This window comes from Calothrix sp. FACHB-168, from assembly GCF_963889195.1.
GTDB classification, from domain to species: Bacteria; Cyanobacteriota; Cyanobacteriia; order Cyanobacteriales; family Nostocaceae; genus Aulosira; species Aulosira anomala_A.
The window spans coordinates 177,742-194,921 of sequence record NZ_CAWPNJ010000012.1 but is presented as its reverse complement, the minus strand read 5'-3'; the positions used below and the strand labels follow the sequence as shown (position 1 = coordinate 194,921).

At 39.1% G+C, this 17,180-nt stretch carries 15 protein-coding genes; 6 read left to right on the top strand and 9 right to left on the bottom strand.

Annotation, left to right across the window (positions count from 1 at the left end):
• The first annotated feature begins 214 nt into the window (after positions 1 to 214).
• Positions 215 to 925, top strand: a complete 711-nt coding sequence (locus AACW45_RS06495; protein WP_199331068.1) for an ABC transporter ATP-binding protein — start codon at positions 215 to 217, stop codon at positions 923 to 925.
• A gap of 158 nt (positions 926 to 1,083) precedes the next feature.
• Here the strand turns inward: AACW45_RS06495 and AACW45_RS06490 are convergent, their stop codons facing one another.
• Positions 1,084 to 1,614: an orange carotenoid protein N-terminal domain-containing protein gene (locus AACW45_RS06490; RefSeq protein ID WP_190632229.1), complete on the bottom strand. Its 531-nt coding sequence runs from the start codon at positions 1,612 to 1,614 to the stop codon at positions 1,084 to 1,086.
• 216 nt (positions 1,615 to 1,830) lie between these two features.
• On the opposite strand from AACW45_RS06490, the gene AACW45_RS06485 reads away from it, so the two are divergent.
• Entirely contained in the window at positions 1,831 to 2,205 is a 375-nt protein-coding gene (locus AACW45_RS06485) for a hypothetical protein (RefSeq protein WP_190632227.1), read from the top strand.
• 511 nt (positions 2,206 to 2,716) lie between these two features.
• Here the strand turns inward: AACW45_RS06485 and AACW45_RS06480 are convergent.
• Positions 2,717 to 3,352: an HAD-IA family hydrolase gene (locus tag AACW45_RS06480; RefSeq protein ID WP_190632224.1), complete on the bottom strand. Its 636-nt coding sequence runs from the start codon at positions 3,350 to 3,352 to the stop codon at positions 2,717 to 2,719.
• Positions 3,327 to 4,301 (bottom strand): tRNA epoxyqueuosine(34) reductase QueG, encoded by a 975-nt coding sequence (gene queG / locus AACW45_RS06475; protein WP_190632222.1) that lies wholly within the window; start codon positions 4,299 to 4,301, stop codon positions 3,327 to 3,329. The genes AACW45_RS06480 and queG overlap by 26 nt, the downstream gene beginning before the upstream one ends.
• 216 nt (positions 4,302 to 4,517) lie before the next feature.
• On the opposite strand from queG, the gene AACW45_RS06470 reads away from it, so the two are divergent.
• Both AACW45_RS06470 and AACW45_RS06465 read left to right on the top strand, forming a co-directional pair.
• Positions 4,518 to 5,039 carry an orange carotenoid protein N-terminal domain-containing protein gene (locus tag AACW45_RS06470; protein ID WP_190632220.1) on the top strand — a complete coding sequence of 174 codons (522 nt, stop codon included), beginning with the start codon at positions 4,518 to 4,520 and terminating at the stop codon, positions 5,037 to 5,039.
• 487 nt (positions 5,040 to 5,526) lie between these two features.
• Entirely contained in the window at positions 5,527 to 5,952 is a 426-nt protein-coding gene (locus tag AACW45_RS06465) for a nuclear transport factor 2 family protein (protein WP_190632218.1), read from the top strand.
• Positions 5,953 to 5,984: 32 nt separating this feature from the next.
• Here the strand turns inward: AACW45_RS06465 and AACW45_RS06460 are convergent, their stop codons facing one another.
• From AACW45_RS06460 to AACW45_RS06445, 4 genes are all read right to left on the bottom strand, one after another.
• A complete protein-coding gene (locus tag AACW45_RS06460) occupies positions 5,985 to 6,425 on the bottom strand; it encodes a hypothetical protein (RefSeq protein WP_190632242.1) in 441 nt (146 codons plus the stop codon).
• Between the two features lie 185 nt (positions 6,426 to 6,610).
• Complete coding sequence (locus tag AACW45_RS06455) at positions 6,611 to 7,036, bottom strand: ATP-binding protein (RefSeq protein ID WP_096645078.1); 426 nt, start codon at positions 7,034 to 7,036, stop codon at positions 6,611 to 6,613.
• A gap of 3 nt (positions 7,037 to 7,039) precedes the next feature.
• Entirely contained in the window at positions 7,040 to 8,710 is a 1,671-nt protein-coding gene (locus AACW45_RS06450; RefSeq protein ID WP_190632215.1) for a SpoIIE family protein phosphatase, read from the bottom strand.
• A 276-nt stretch (positions 8,711 to 8,986) separates the two neighbouring features.
• Complete coding sequence (locus AACW45_RS06445) at positions 8,987 to 9,706, bottom strand: response regulator transcription factor (protein WP_190632213.1); 720 nt, start codon at positions 9,704 to 9,706, stop codon at positions 8,987 to 8,989.
• A gap of 1,181 nt (positions 9,707 to 10,887) precedes the next feature.
• Between AACW45_RS06445 and AACW45_RS06440 the strand changes: the two genes are divergently transcribed.
• Both AACW45_RS06440 and ftsE read left to right on the top strand, forming a co-directional pair.
• Positions 10,888 to 11,643, top strand: coding sequence for a WecB/TagA/CpsF family glycosyltransferase (locus AACW45_RS06440; protein ID WP_190632210.1), 756 nt, complete (start codon positions 10,888 to 10,890; stop codon positions 11,641 to 11,643).
• Positions 11,644 to 11,997: 354 nt separating this feature from the next.
• Positions 11,998 to 12,744, top strand: a complete 747-nt coding sequence (gene ftsE, locus AACW45_RS06435) for a cell division ATP-binding protein FtsE (RefSeq protein WP_190632208.1) — start codon at positions 11,998 to 12,000, stop codon at positions 12,742 to 12,744.
• A gap of 240 nt (positions 12,745 to 12,984) precedes the next feature.
• Here the strand turns inward: ftsE and AACW45_RS06430 are convergent, their stop codons facing one another.
• Positions 12,985 to 14,451 carry a hybrid sensor histidine kinase/response regulator gene (locus tag AACW45_RS06430; RefSeq protein ID WP_190632206.1) on the bottom strand — a complete coding sequence of 489 codons (1,467 nt, stop codon included), beginning with the start codon at positions 14,449 to 14,451 and terminating at the stop codon, positions 12,985 to 12,987.
• Between the two features lie 54 nt (positions 14,452 to 14,505).
• Positions 14,506 to 17,169 carry a hybrid sensor histidine kinase/response regulator gene (locus tag AACW45_RS06425; RefSeq protein WP_190632203.1) on the bottom strand — a complete coding sequence of 888 codons (2,664 nt, stop codon included), beginning with the start codon at positions 17,167 to 17,169 and terminating at the stop codon, positions 14,506 to 14,508.
• Positions 17,170 to 17,180 lie beyond the last annotated feature (11 nt).

The window sequence follows — 17,180 nt, the reverse complement described above, 5'->3', positions numbered from 1 at the left end:
ACCACAATCTACTTAATTCGTTGATTTTTCCATTTTTGGGTGTAAAGCTTGTCACTCAGTTATCCTGAGTTACTTTGTCATGTGTTTAGTCTAAACTCCAGACCTTAAGTTAACACCGGTGAGTATTCCGTAGACTTAAAAAAAAGCTCATAGCTCAGTGCATCGCTGACTATTGACCATTGACAATTGACAATTGACTATTGACCATTGACAAATGAAAATTATTCGTTTAGAAAATATCTTTAAAATTTACGGTAGTGGAGAAACAGAAGTCAAAGCACTTAATAATGTGAATTTGACTATTGATGAAGGTGAATATTGTTCAATTATGGGGCCTTCTGGTTCTGGTAAATCTACAGCTATGAATATTATCGGCTGTTTAGATCGCCCCAGTTCTGGAAGCTACTATTTAGATAACGTCGATGTCGCGCAAATGAACGATAAAGCCTTGGCACATATTCGCAACAAAAAACTAGGGTTTGTCTTTCAACAATTCCATTTATTACCTCAACTGACAGCCCTAGAAAATGTCATTTTACCAATGGCTTATGCAGGAATCAATCCTCAAGAAAGACGCGATCGCGCTACTGAAGCTTTAATTAAAGTCGGCTTAGAAAAGCGTCTCAACAACAAACCCACCCAACTATCAGGCGGACAACAACAAAGAGTAGCGATCGCTCGTGCCATTGTCAACCGTCCCGTTGTTCTCCTTGCTGATGAACCCACTGGCGCACTCGATTCCCGCACTACCCAAGAAGTCATGGATATATTTAGTGAATTAAACGCCAGTGGAATTACAGTTGTCATGGTTACCCACGAACCAGAGGTAGCCCGTCAAACTCAGCGTATAGTCTGGTTCCGCGATGGTGAAGTCGTTCACTCCCACCTCACCCCAGCAGATTTAACTCAGATGGCTGTATCTTAGTGGGAAATAGCTAGGACTTACGCACCGAACACAAAAACCCTCACAAGGGTGGTCAAAAGTCAAAAGTCAATGGTCAAAATTCAAGTTTTTGGACTATGGACTATTGACCATTGACAAAAAGCATGAAAAATATCTGACACTGCGTAAGTCCTAATAGCTTACAAGCTAGGTGTTTTACCTGTCTGTGCTTGGGTTTCTACAGGTTTGACATCACTGTAGCCCATTTGGGATGCGATCGTCCGCAGCACAGACATTTGCGCTTCAAAATCTAATCCTTCTAGTTGGGAAAGCAGATTGTCAATTTTATCTGTAGTATCGTAATCTTCAGATAAATCAACTACCTTATCGCCCATTGCTTCCGCCCAAACATACCAAACCAACAGCTGATTATTTTCTTTTAACGCACCATAAGCACGAGAATAATCGCTAGCTTCACCATTAACAATTTGCCGCATAATTGCTAATTGTTCATCATCAGATAATTCCAAATAATCGCCTAGTAAAATTGGTGCTAAATTTGGTTCCGCAGCAGCAGGTGCAGCCGGAGTAATGGAATCTCCCATTTTTTCATAAACAAAATAAAACCAGGCTAATTTAGCATCAGTATCTAAGCTATTAAAATCTGCAACTACTTTTTGAGTTTCATTAGTTAAAGCTTGTGAAACGCTTTTATCTTTGCTTGCAGTCATGATTTATCTCCAAAGCAATTTAACATACTAAACTTAGGGTTAACAGAATTTAATAATCAGAATCCACTGCCAAGAGAAAGAGATTAATTTATAGCAATTTACAGTTTTTATCTACCTATTCATAGAGGTAAGAATATCTCTAAAGGAACCAAGAAGATCGGGGATCGTTTTGATACGATAACCTCAGCAATTGAAAAAATACTGAGGAGTAAATTTATGCCTGATGAAGTTAAGCCTAATGTTAACGAAGCTCCTACCCATGACGCACAGTTAGCAGCAGAAAACATCGCTGCTGGTGAAGAAAAAGCACCAACAGTAGATTTTGAAGCTGATTACGCCGCAGCACAGCAATTTAGCGTTAGTGAAATCGATCGCACAGGTGAAGGCGCAAAAGCCGCAGCAGCTGCAACAGCACCTAAATTAGAAGTTCCTAAGCCAGAAGAAACTAGATTAGAAACCCAAGCAACTGGTAATCCCGATGATTATGCAGATATGGCTAAGGAAGTCGCAGGTTCTAGAACAGAAGGTGTAGCCAGCATTGATGACGATTTAGTGCAAAAAGCTTTAGAAAAAGGGCAAGCAAAAAATTAATAATTCGTAATTCGTAATTCGTAATTAAAAACCAATACGGTTCAGTTAAGGATAATTGTAGGTTGGGTTGAACGAAGTGAAACCCAACAAACCGATGAACATGTTGGGTTACCCTGCGGGAAGCCGCTCCGCGTCTACGTTCCTCAACCCAACCTACGCAGCTTAAGGTTTTTGGCGCTAACTGAACTGTATTGAATTAAAAACTACCATTACGTAATTACGAATATACCAATTCAGTGGAAAATTTGAAATAATCTCCATATTTTCTCAATATTTTTTGGGTGGGCATTGCCCACCTATCTTATTATTTAAACAGGAATTATATATAGGATTACTATTTTATTTTTGAAAAAACTCAATACACTTTGATTCCTTCTTTCCTGTTCCCCGTTCCCTGTTCCCTGTTCCCCCCTATACAAATAATTTCAGCAATCAAAGCGTATTCTATACACAATTTGCAATCTCAACAGCTAATAAACCTCGCTAAAAATTACGAATTACGAATTACGAATTACGAATTACGAACTACATTTAAAAGCTCGCTGGGATGATGAATCAAAAAATCAGGTTTTTGTTTTTCTAGCACTTCTGGTGAATTAAAACCCCAACCTACTGCAATCACCTTAATATTAGCTTTTTTCGATGCTTCTATATCTCTAGTTTCATCGCCCACATAAATAACTTGTTGGGGTTTAATTTGCTTTTGTCTCAACACATTATTGATAATTGTTGTTTTCCCAAAAATTGTCACACCTGAATAAACAAAATCAAACAAACTTGCTAGCTCGTTAATTTTTAGGAACTCCGTTACATTATCTTGAGAATTAGAAGTAATAATCCCCAGTTTGTAACCATGCTGCTTGAGTTCTATCAATGCTTCTTGAATTCCAGAGATAGGTTTAAATTCGTGAATTTTATTTTTTAACTCTGATTTCACCTTTTTAACTAAAAAAGGTATCTTCAAAACCGAAATACCCGAATATTTAATAATCTCCCTTGATGTTAAATTCCTCAACAAAGCTAATTCTTGGGGAGAAATTTGCACATAACCAAACTCTAAAGCTAAACGATTAGCAATACCTACAAGCGCATCTAATGTATCTGCAATCGTGCCATCAAAATCAAAGATAATTACTTTCTGAGTCATTCTGTTGCCTGGATGCGTCTAGATTAGCACGGGCATTACGTCGTAACATTTCTGGTTTAATCCGCCGCAAAGCTGATGCTGGAAATTGTCGTTCCCACTCCTCATCTGTGATTTCTGCTAATTCTATCAGCTTCGGTGCCACATTCCCAGGATAAGGATGAAATTCTGCCACATCAGTCTCCTGAGAAAAACGGAGATTCCACGGACAAACATCTTGACAGATATCACAACCTGCAACCCAGCCATTTAAATGAGATTGGACGCTTTCAGGTAATGTTTCAGCGCGATTTTCAATTGTATGATAGGCAATGCAGCGATTAGCATCTACTACATAAGGACTAGTAATTGCACCAGTAGGACAAGCATCCAAACAGCGAGTACAGGTACCACAATGTTGCGTAGCGGGGCGATCGCTCTCTAATGATAAATTAGTGATAATCTCCCCTAAAAATACCCAAGAACCGTATTCTCGCGTAATTACATTCCCGTTTTTGGCAATCCAACCAATACCAGCCTTTTGCGCCCAAACTTTATCCTGTACCGGGCCTGTATCTGCATAATATATGGCTTTAACATCTTCACTTTGCGATCGCAACCAGATAGTCAAAGCCTTGAGTTTTTTATCCATCACCTTGTGATAATCTCTCCCCCAGCCATAACGCGAAATCTTAGCGTATTCCTCACCTTCTGGACGTTGATGTGGGGTGTAGTAATTTAATGCTACACAAATTAGCGATCGCCCTTCTGGCATCACTAAGTGTATATCCTGACGCTTGGGGTTCGCCATCCATCCCATATCGGCGTTGTAACCCAAGGCTATCCATGCTTGTAAACGTTGCGCTGCTATCTCGTCTACCCCATCTACAGCCGCAATCCCTACCTTATGAAATCCCAACTCCTGAGCTTTTTTCTTTACCACATCACTTGTGGTTATGCCAGAGTTATTCATTTATCTTATATAAATTTTGCCTAATGGCGGCACTTCAATTCTACTCTCTACAGTCAATACCTTAGTGTTTAATTTACTATCCATACCATTTGTAAATTTTATTTGCGGTTTATTAAGAAATGCTGCAAGATGTAAATCAAGAGGACAAGCAACCCAGAGTGATGCACGCCTCCTACTATTTTGCAGAAAACTTATAAAATTGACTGCGGTGCAATCATGACATTCACTTCTGATTCAGCCTCAACCCGTTTTTCTTCAGCTTTCAATTACAGCATCCAAGCAGGTGATGTTGTTACCTCCAGCATTGCTGTATTTAAAAGCCTCAATGTAGATGACCAACTAGCAGTACTGTGGTACGCATACACCGAAATGGGACGTTCCATCACTCCAGCCGCTACCGGTGCAGCTCGTTTACAATTCGCAGAAGGTCTGCTGCAACAAATTAAACAAATGTCTCATACACAGCAGTTAGAGGTAATGCGCGACTTAGCTGCTAAAAGAAATACTCAATTTTCTCGTTCTTATGGCGTTCTCGGTACCAATACTAAGTTGGCTTTCTGGTATGAATTATCAGAATTAATGGTTCAAGGAACAGTTGTACCCGTACCAGCAGGCTATCAAATCTCTCGTGATGCTGCACAAGTACTCAAAACATTAAGAGAACTAGATTTTGGTCAACAAATCACAGTCTTCCGCAAGGTAGTCTCCGACATGGGTATTGACCCTTTCGCTGACTAAACTTTTGGCAATTTGCAACTAAGAAAGGCAATGTTCGCCAGATTATAATTTGGAGAACATTGCCCAACCTACGGGTATATTAAAAATCACAGAGCAGTCTAGCATCAGTGAATTATTATTTTTCAGATCGTTAGCGAGAAACATAGATAACTTATTAAAACTACATCAAACGTCACGCCAAGACCCATATAAGTCTAGCGTTTGCGGATTATTTAATTAATGAGTAAAGTTAAACTATTACGAATTATTAATTATCCTACATTCAAGGTCTTAAGACTCTTTAGTCTACACCTAGTAGATTTTCAGTGGGGGTTTAAATCCCAGACTGAAAATGTCTTGAATTTTGAATTTTGAATTTTGAATTGTTATTCGCCTCTATCCGGAGAAAGACTTGCCAATAACAAAGCAATATATACCAATAGCAGCTTTTTTTTGTCTGGCTTTGTGATGAAGATGAATGTTTAGCTAGTCTAACAAAGGTAACTTTATGAAAGCTGCTGAATTCAAAGCGACAACAAAAACAGAAGAATTTTTTATCGAGGGAATTACAGAAACCACAATTGCGCGGTACTTTCAAACCCTCAACACCGGAGAATTTACAGCCACAGCAGCCTTGTTTGCTGAAGATGGTATCATGTATCCGCCATTTGAATCTGGTTTTGTGGGGACAGATGCGATCGCAACCTACCTAGAACAAGAAGCTCAAGGTATCAAAGCCGAGCCACAGCAAGGAATCACAGAAATTTTACCTAACGCACAAATTAAAGTCCAGGTAGCCGGAAAAGCCTTCACATCCTGGTGTGGCGTTAACGTCTTATGGCTATTTATTCTCAACCAGCAAAGACAAATAGTAGAAACTAGAATTAAACTCCTAGCTTCGCCGCAAGAGTTGCTGGCTATGCGTCGCGATTAAGCAGCTAACAGCCAATTCAAATCTTAATTTTCTTAGCTTTGAGAAACAGCAGTTTCCTGAAAAGCTCTAAATAACAATTTTCTCCCTAATTCCACATCAGATGGCGCACATTGCCAATCGGGGTGTGCTGTCATCAACAAACTATCTAAAGTTTCGCGATCAAATAAATGCCATACTGGTGCGCCATTGATTTTATCTTCTACTGCGTAACAATGATCGCTAACACAGTGAATTTGACAATCACTGGCCATTCTGGTCAAAGTCATTTGTTCTCCAGGCTCTAGAGAGCGGAAGCGCTCAATAGCTTGCTTCAGTTCACTTTTGCTAGATACTGTTAATCCCGGAATAGCTACTGTTAAATTACTGTTGCCATTCACTGCAACCCAATAGTGACGACTGGGGTCAATTCCCTCTAGCCAAGGTAATTCATCATCAAGGCGATAGCGTGGTGACAAACAAAATAAAACTTCCATAGGAAGAAACATGACTTAAGACTTTATTTCAGGTAAGTGTTAGCACCTAGCATGGTTGATCGATGCTAGATGCGATCGCAAGTCCTACCTTAAGTCTTAATAGTCTGATAAATAACACTAATAAATCAAATAAATTTAGCAAAAGTTATCAGTGTCGTTTACATTTCTCAATATTGGCAGAAAATTTAACTCACTAGTTCTGGTAAAGTAGCTTCTAACTTCAAGCAGTTAGCACCATCTACCTGTAACTGATACTCTACCTTATCCATTAACCGGTTCATAATTAGCCAACCATAGCCTCCTTCTTGTTTTTCCAGAGGATTTGGAGGAAAGTAGGTAGACATATCGAAACCTTCACCGTAATCCCAAACTTCCAAAGCAAGATCCCGGTTTTTCAATTCCAAACGCAGTAATACTGGTAAATTAGCCTGTTCCTTATGGGCATGACGTACCACATTAGAGTAAGCTTCTACCAAAGCTAGCCGCAAACGACTTGATTGTCGTGACCAATCAACCGATTCTCCTAACTGGATTTTTAAGCATCCTAACAACCAGTTTTCGACAATATTTAAAAAATTCAAGTCACTAGGTACATGTAGCTCACTTTTCATTACTTACAAAACCTCCAATGAAAGTATAGTTTGGTCATCTTCTTGAACTGGGCTGTTTGCCTGGATACGAGTCAATAAATCACTAAGATAAAGGGGTTTCGGTTGTTGTTGTAAAAGTTGCCAAAGACCGTCTTGATTTAGCATAGATCTGCTAGATACCTGACCATTATCTTCGGTATTTTTACATTTAAACACACTATTTGATACCATTGCTTCTGTAATTCCATCACTGGTTAGCAGCAATATATCATTGGAATTTAATACTAAGTTGCCAGACTGAGCTTGCCATTTCGGCAAGATACCTAAGGGAACGCTGCGAACCTTGAGATATTGTGGTTGTTCTAGTTCACTCCTAGACGACCAAAGTAAAGGATATATGTGCCCAGCATTAGCATAGACAAGTTCTTTAGTACTGGGGGTATAACATGCTAAGACGAGAGTGATAAAGCAATTGTTGCTAATCAAATCATCGGACATAGCATAATTCAGATTTTGCATGACTATATTTGGCGCAGCTGGTGTTTCTTGAGATAGTTCTCTGCGTAACACGGAAATCGCACTAGCCATAAACAAAGCTGCTGGTACGCCTTTACCCGAAACATCACCCACCGCTATCCATAAGTCGCCTTTGGGATGAACAAACACCTCAAAGAAATCTCCGCCTACTTCCCGCGCCGCATAGCAGCAAGCTTGTACTTTCGCCCCCTTAATATCAGGTAAACTTTGTCTGAGTAGGTTATTTTGAATTTGCCGAGCAACTTCTAATTCAGCGCGAATTTGGTGTTGTTTTTCTTGCAAGCGCTGATAGAGTTTTGCCTGAGACAAGGCTAAAGCCGCTTGTTCAGCCACACCCGCAATCAATTCGATGTCTTCATGCTGCCAAGAATGATCTTGCCCTTTTTGGTACAGAGCCAGTACAGCCAGCAGTTGTTGTTGGTAAGACAATGGCACAACTAATTGATGACAAGGATTTCCGTCATCTGTACCTTGAGTCAGTTGATACTGACGAGTTGCCAATACTTTTTCAATTAAAGAGCTAGGGTCAAATGTGTCTGTTAAGGCATTGAAATAAGGAGCTTGATAAGAGAAAACATCTGGCGTTAAGCAATCCCCCTCAACAGGCCTCAAGAAACAACAAGTAGTTTCAAATGTTTCGCCAATAGTTGCGACTATCTTTTGCAGCATACTGTCATAGTCTAAAGACTCGCGAATTGCTGTTGTCACGGCATTAAATAAAGATTCTCGCCGTAAAGCTCTGCGTAACTCTTGAGTTCTTTTTTTAACTAAGCGATAAGTATCAGTAGCTTGTTCAACCAGTGCCTTTAACCGTTGAGGATTCCAGGGTTTGGTGATGTACTTAAATACCTGACCTGAGTTAATTGCATCTACCAAGTCTTCGACATCAGTAAAACCAGTCAGCAAAATCCTGATTGTATCGGGAAAACGCTCTACCGTGCGGCTCAAGAATTCCGTGCCGTTCATTTCTGGCATTCTTTGGTCAGAAATAATCACAGCCATTTCGCCTTCTTTGTCTAATATTTCCAGTGCACTCAGGGCGTGATTGGCTTGATATACATCAAAATCCCGTCTAAAAGTGCGGTAGAGTAAATCTAAATTATCTGGCTCATCATCTACCACCATGAGCTTGAGTTTGCTTCCCTCGATTTCAGTCATATGTGACTTTAACTTTTTGGATACTGGTATTGAGCAAAAGTGTTATTTTTATGACACCTAATAAATAATGACATAATCAAAAATCAACACCATATAGTGTAGGCAAGCGATAACCACCAGAAAAGAAAGCTCTTTCCAGGGTATATAGCTAGCAGGCGCACAAATCAAATAGAAGTCCTATAGAAAAGATACCCACTTTGCACGCAAATATTTTGCTTGGGGTTGTAGATTTTTTATCATCCTTCGTTTCCGAACAGAAAATGGCTCAACTTCAACTTAGCCAACCAATCCCGAGCGCAAAGCACGAACTGCTGCTTGAGTGCGATCGTCAGCACATAGCTTGTTTAAAATATTTCGGACATGAGTTTTCACTGTCCCCACTGTGATGTAAAGCCTTTCTGCGATGACTGCATTGCTACAACCTTCGACAATCAACTGTAACACTTCTAATTCTCTTTCTGTCAGGATGTAAGGATCTATATGTTCTTGAGCCTCCCCAGTGCCAGAGTTATTAAAGTTATTTCGAGTCTCTAATGATACTAAATCTTGTTTAGCTGGATTTTGTTGTGCTTGTTGTAAGACAATCCTCGCGATCGCCGGATCTATCCAGGCATTGCCATTGTAAGTGACTCGCACTGCCTCTAGCAAATTATCAAATTTAATATCCTTCATGCAGTAAGAATCAGCGCCAGCCGCAAAAGCTGCAAGTACTGCTTCTTTATTATCTCTCAGTGTTAAAATTAATACCTTAGTTTTTAACTCTGAGCCATTACTCGTAGACTTTAACTCCCGCGTCAACTCAATACCATCTTTATCTGGTAAGCCAATGTCTACAATCGCAATATCCGGTTGTAGGGTTTTCAGCATTTTCAGACCTTCCGCAGCATTGGCAGCTTCTCCTACAATTTCAATTTCCTCTTTTTGCAGTAGTGCTGTCCGAATACCCACACGGGTGAGGTCATGATCTTCAATCAGAGCAATACGAATTTTACTCATAGTCAACTTCCGCCCGTTACACTACCTTAAACTGTAAAATCGAGTTTACTCAAAACTTGTAAGAAATGCAGTCACCAACATTTGTACAAAAATGTAGAAATGCTTTATGAGTAAGGCTAACACGTGAAGGTGCTACCAATGCCATAGGCATTCATTCTCTCAGGAAAGTGACAATCTCATCATAGAATTAAGAAAGCTAAACCCCAACTCAATGCAGTGGTTAGCAATTAAATTTATTGCGCTTCGGAGTCATTTGTCATTTGTCAGTAGTCAGTTGTTTTTGGATTGGTTTAATACCCCGTCCCCTTGTGAGTGGTATATATTTCTTTGCCACTGACAACTGACCACGCTCCTAAACTCCGCCCACAAGGGGATGGAGTTTTTATTTTGCTGATTATTGCTAGAGATTTACAACAATTACAGCACAAACACAACCACTAGGATCTTTAGGGAATAGGTAATTTTCAGATCCTTATTCTACCTTGCGCTGAGATATAGGAGTTGCGCTAGGCCCAAACACTAAAGCGATCGCTTCAAAATATCCACTGCCAGGAAAAGCTGGAAAGACTATTTTTTCAGGCTTTTAGCTCAAGCAGATACCACAAGGGGGTAACACACCTCTTTCTTATATCTTGCTGATACTGATAATTAATTTGGGATTAATGAAGGAGTTAAGATTTGCCTGGAGGTGACACTGATTACAGCCTGATAATAGAGAAGCTGCTACTTAAGTAGCTAGCATGAACTCTGAACCAGAGTTACATATACATACATTGCCCAATCTATCCAGAGCATTCTTTAGCGACTGGTAAATACTTACGAAGTTTGTACTTACCAAAAAGTATGAGTCATTGCCGATATTTCCAAAAATTTTCACCAGAGCGACTACCTATCTTAACATAAGATATTTTTCTTACTAAGAATAGGTAATATTTATGCTAATTCTCATTATTAGTTGGTAAAATCTATAGTATCTGGTATTAAAATCTAAGTTCACCCATCAAATAAAATTTCCATAGTTAGCATCAAATTTTTCCAATAAACTTATCAGAAAATTTATTGAGTATTATATGCATCACTATAAATTGCTGATAGCTAAAATAGCCTCAGACAATATATTAAAAAATTTGATAAACTAACCTTCGAGAGATTGTGGTGTGAGGCTAAAGTAAAAATCGTCTATGTCTAAATCGCCTAAAGCATTTTCAGTGTTGGGAATACCAGTTCATGTGATGCCTAACTATCCTGGCTGGTTGCTAGAATGCCTGCAACAAGGCAAAGGAACTCATGTAGTCACGCTCAATGCAGAAATGACTATGCAGGCAGAACGTAATAGTGCCTTAGCTAAAGTCATTCAAGATGCCGAGTTAGTGATTCCCGATGGAGCGGGAGTAGTTCTGTATTTGCGATGGTTGTTATGGCAAAAAGTGGAACGTTGCCCTGGAATTGAACTAGCAGAAACACTGTTGCGAGAATTGGGAAAACAACAGAACCCTGCTAAGGTATTTTTCTATGGTGGAGCGCCTGGAGTCGCGACAAAAGCCGCAGAATTCTGTCAACAAAAAACTCCTAGTTTAAATGTAGTCGGTACTCATTCCGGTTACCATTCTCCAGAAGAAGAAGAAAAATTACGGGAAACTCTCAGCCAATTACAGCCACAAGTAATTTTTGTAGGTTTAGGAGTACCGCGCCAAGAATTATGGATTGCTCAACACCGCTATTTATGTCCTCAAGCGATCTGGATTGGTGTTGGTGGTAGTTTTGATATTTGGTCAGGTACGAAAAATCGCGCTCCAGCTTGGTTAGGCAATAATAATTTAGAGTGGCTATATCGCCTTTATCAAGAACCTTGGCGCTGGCGTCGGATGTTAGCTTTGCCAGAGTTCGCCTTAAAAGCTTTTGTTTATCATTTGACGGCAAGAGGGGCAATTAGTTAGGCTTTCTCAAGCCATGAAACCGTAATACCAAAACTAGCACCAGCTGGTAGAGGCAAGATTCAGCCCAAGAATCACTGCCCTAAAAGTACGATGATTGTCAAAAGTGATTGCCGTTAGTGTAGCGGTAGCGACAGATGAGTATCACCCTTTTGGGGTGATAATTTTTTGGTGAATACATTTAGGCTTGTATATTCTTCAGCAGATAATTTCTGAGTAGTAATTTTTGCGTATTGCGGACAAAATAAATTTTTAATTTTGTATGGGAAATTTGAAATTCCCTGTTTCAATCTGGGAATCATTATTTTGTATGCAAATTCCCAGTTACACGATCTATATATTCCTAACTATTCAGTAATGCCGCTCTTAACAACTCAGGAAACCAATCACAACTTTATACATCCAGAAGGCAGAGAAACTGACCAGCCAAATAGTAGTACTAATCTCATATTGCAATTGCGTGCTGTCACAAAAACCTATGCTAATGGCTGTCACGCATTATTAGATGTGAACCTAGAGGTAAAACAAAAAGAATTTTTATTTATTACTGGCCCTAGCGGTTCTGGTAAATCAACTCTGTTGAAACTGTTTTATGGTGAAGAGTTAGCAACCCAAGGGGAAGTGATTGTAGATAATTGCAACATTGCCGCGTTGCGGGGCGATCGCTTGTCTTTATTAAGGCGACGTATTGGGATTGTCTTTCAAGACTATAAACTGATTCCCCAACGGACAGTAGCTGAAAATGTGACTTTTGTCCTGCAAGCTCAAGGATATACCAGAAAAGAAATTCAACGTCGTTTAGAACCTACATTAAAGCTGGTGGGTTTGGTTTCTAAAGCGAACTCCTTTCCCGATCAACTTTCTGGTGGAGAACAACAACGTGTAAGCATTGCACGAGCAATTGTTGGAACACCACCACTGCTTTTAGCGGATGAACCAACCGGAAACCTCGATCCAGATAATTCTTGGCAAGTGATACAGATTCTCCAAAAGTTAAATTCCTTTGGAGCAACAGTAATTGTAACTACTCATGATGAACAACTAGTACGTAGGTGCAATCATCCAGTAGTACAAGTCCGCAATGGTAGGGTATATCAAAAATAAGCCACAGTTATGAGTTAAATGGCTCTAGTTTGAAAATGGGCATGGGGCATTGGGCATCGGGCATGGGAAAGACAGATTTTTCTGTTTGGTTGTGGGTTTTTCCCATGAGGGACTAGCTTGAAAATAGCCTTGACTGTTGACTGTTGACTCTTAAGAGATGTTTTCATCCTTGGTTGTGTCAAAACCTGGAGTGAATAGCTGACTGGTAGTGAGTTGTTGACTGAATTTGTTCACTCATGCCTATATTTGGGCAATAAGAGAAGATTCTGAATTCTGTACAGAGGTTTCTAAGATGTCTGGGGATTCCCACCAACTGGGTTCAGAAAAATTTTCCTGCCGAATGGGAATCTCAATGACAAACTCTGCACCATTTCCTGGGCAAGAGATACAGTACAAAGAGCCACCATGTTTTTCAACCACAATTTGATGGCTAATTGACATCCCTAAGCCTGTTCCTTTACCAGCAGGCTTAGTTGTAAAGAATGGATCAAATACCCGCTTTTGTACTACTTCGGAAATTCCCGGCCCATTATCTGTAATCCGAATAGCAATGCGATCGCCTCCTACAACTTCTGTATGAATCCGAATTATCGGTGATAATTTATGGTCAAAATTCTGCTCATTTGCCATTAACTCTTCCAAAGCGTCAATTGCATTACTGAGTACATTCATAAATACTTGGTTCATTTTGCCAGCAAAGCACTCAACTGGCGGCAAATTCCCATAATCTTTAATCACTTGGATCGTTGGATAGCCTGGTTTCGCCTTCAAGCGATGGTCAATAAGCATCAGCGTACTGTTTAAACCATCGTGGATATTTACTTTTTTGACTTCAGCTTCATCATGACGGGAAAAGTTGCGGAAGGATTGCACGATTTCCTGAATCCGTTGAGTTCCAATTGCCATTGAAGAAACAATTTTAGGTAAATCTAAGCGGATAAACTCCAAGTCTATTTCTTTGGATTTCTTGGCAATCTCTGGCGAGGAATTAGGAAATTGAGTCTGGTAAAGGCTAATGAGGGCTAGCAAGTCTTCAATATAACAACTAGCGTGCTGAAGATTACCATGTATAAAGTTGACTGGATTATTGATTTCGTGTGCTACACCTGCTACTAACTGACCCAGTGTCGCTAATTTTTCTGATTGGATCAGTTTCACTTGAGCCTTTTGCAGATCGTGTAATGCTTGAGAAAGTTCTTTAGTTCTTTCGGATACTCGTTGCTCTAACTCTTGCGTTAACTTCTGTAATGCTAATTCTGCGGACACTCGTTCTTGAATTTCTTGTTGAAGACGTACATTTTGTTTCTCTAAAGCAATACTAATATTTTGTAGTTTCAAATGAATTTGGATACGAGCTAAAGCTTCCGCTTGCTGAAACGGCTTCGTAATATAATCTACAGCACCTAAAGAAAGTCCTTTAACTTTATCTACTGTGTCAGCCAGGGCAGTCATAAAAATGATGGGAATATGTTTTGTTTTAGGATTTGCCTTCAATCTCTTGCAAGTTTCAAATCCATCAATTCCTGGCATCATTACATCTAATAAAATTAGCTCTGGTGGTTCATATTCAATTTGCTTAATTGCGCTTTCACCACTAGTAGCAACCGCTACATCAAATCCCGCATCTGTTAAAGCTTCCGAAAGTACTTCTAAGTTTGTAGGAGTATCATCAACAATTAAAATTAAATTTGTGTCTGAATTCTGCATTATTTTATCTAATTTTTTTGTTAATAAATAGATTTTAGCAAACGCCAGGTAAAATTATTGATTTTTGATATATTTCTCCATAATAGTTTGAATTTTTTCTATTTGAAAGCTTTGCGCTAATTGTTGTAATTCTTGCACAAAAGGTCTAAATTTAGTATCTATTTTTTCAATTTGACTGAGTTGATTTTGTATAGCTTTAATGCGACCTTTTAAAGCTAGTTCATATAATTTTTGTAATTCATCAATTGGAGGTAGTACGACTTCTTGTGTAATTGGTGAATTTGTATCATTATCATCATAAATCCATTCTAATTCTAGATAGGTTTGTAGTTTTTCAAATAGCTCAGATGCTTGCACAGGCTTAGGAAGAAAGTCATCACCGCCTGCATCTAAACTCTTCTGTTTATCAGAGTCGAATACACTTGCGGATGAAACAATTATCTTGAGATGACTCCAATCAGGAGAATTTCGCAAGTGTTGGATCATCTCTAGCCCATTCATTCCTGGCATACTCACATCTGTAATAATTAAATTAGGTATAGATTCAGCTATTTTTTCTAATCCTTCTTGACCATCTTTTGCTTCTACAATTTCAAAACCAATAGGCTCAAGTAGATTCACTAATACAGAGCGATTTTCCCAACGATCGTCAACTACTAAAATTTTGCGTTTTTCACCTTGAAAACTAATAATCGTTCCTTGTTGCGAAACCTTAGATTTATCTGCCCATTCTCTAGATTCAGATATTTCTGCATCAAACCAGAAGATACTACCTTTTTCGGGTTGGCTTTCTACTTCTATAGTTCCGCCCATCATAGCCACAATTTTTTGGCTGATAGCTAAACCTAATCCAGTTCCCTCTGATTGTTTTTTAACGTTACCTACCTGCTCAAATGGTAAAAATATTTTCTCTAATTGCTCGCTAGTCATTCCTACACCAGTATCTTCCACCATAAAGCGAATTTGGTAGGTAGATGATTCATCTTGATAAGCATTTTTGATTTGCTGAATTTTGACTGTAAATGTAACACTACCTTTTTCCGTAAACTTAATAGCATTACCTAATAAATTAATTAAAACTTGGCGTAATCTTTTTTCATCAGCATGGATACCTATTGGAAGTAATCCGTCAGGCTGGTAAACAAAAGATATCCCTTTTTGCTCGGCTTTAATACGACAAATTTCAGAAACTGCTTGGAGGAAAGAAGGAAAATGAAAACTTGTAGGATACAACTCCATTTTCCGAGCTTCTATTTTCGATAGGTCAAGAATATCATTAATCAGAGTTAACAGATGTGAAGCGCATTGATTAATAATATTGATGCCTTTCTGCTGTTTATCTGATAAGCTTTTTGAAGCTTGCAAAATTTGGGCATAACCGAGAATTCCGTTGAGAGGAGTACGTAATTCATGACTCATATTAGCTAGGAATTCGCTTTTAGCACGATTGGCACTATCAGCTAATTCTTTAGCTTCCTTCAATTCCACAGTACGTTCTTCAACGCGCAGTTCTAAATCCTCAAAAGACTCTTTTAATTGAACCGCCATTTGGTTAAACGATTGTGCTAAAACATCTAATTCATCTGCATTTTCTAAATCTAATCTTTGTTTTTGAATACTATTAACTGCTACTTTGCTATCTTGAACCAAACGTAGTGTTCTCTGTGTATCTGCTTCTGCTAGTTTATGACATTCTTCTAGAATAGGTTGTAAACGTTTATTGAGTCTGCGAATAAACAGCGTGACAACTAATGCTAGTACCATACCAGCGCCTAAAGCACACCCAATAGTAATAAATAATACTGGAGTCAAAACAACTGATTTGGGTACTACAGCCAGCATCAACCAGTTTGTTTCTGGAACTCTTTGATATGCCCAGTAAGTACCCTCGGCTTGAATCAAACCAGCTTGATTTTTTCCGATTTTATGCCATATCTTTTTAAGATTGGGTAAATCCTGATATGTTGCTAAGATTTTGGCTTTTGTTGGATCGGGTGGATAAGCGAGAAGATTACCCTTCTCGCTGAAAATTGCGAAATAACTATTTCCCCAACTCGCAGGAACTTTCAGCTCGTTACTGAGGGCAGTTACGTTAATATCTAACCCAGCAACTCCAATTACTTTATGATTATCATTAAATATTGGAGCTGTAACAGTTGTCATAGTGACTCCTGTCCATTGATACGGCTCCAACCAAATAGTTTTTCCTGCTGCTACTGGTAATTGATAATATTCCTTCTCAAGGCAATCAAGGTCAACTTGGCAAACATCACCATATCGAATATGTTCGTATGGAAGTGGTAAAGTCTGACCTATTTGTCCAGGAGCGTTTTGGTCTAGCAAAAAATAAGGCCAATAAGATTGACGATCTGGCACTATTTGGAAGGCAGCTTGACCAAAGCCGAGAGCCATTGTTAAGGATGTTCTTTCCTGGAACATGTCAAAAATCATTTTTTTGTAGGCATCTGGATCTCTAGTACCCATGCGATCCATGCTCTTGACTACAGAAGCTAGATTTAGCATTGATTGTTTCGCCCTACCCAGTTGTCCTTCAATAGACAATACTTTTGTACTAAGATGACCTTGAATCTCTTCTTTAGCACGACTTTCCAAGGCTTGATAAAAGAAGTAGGACATACCACTTAACCCTATCAAAGCACTACTTAAGACATTGGTAAGTAGTGTTGAACCCAGAGACTTGGGTAAGTATCTTTTCATGCTTTTAAAAT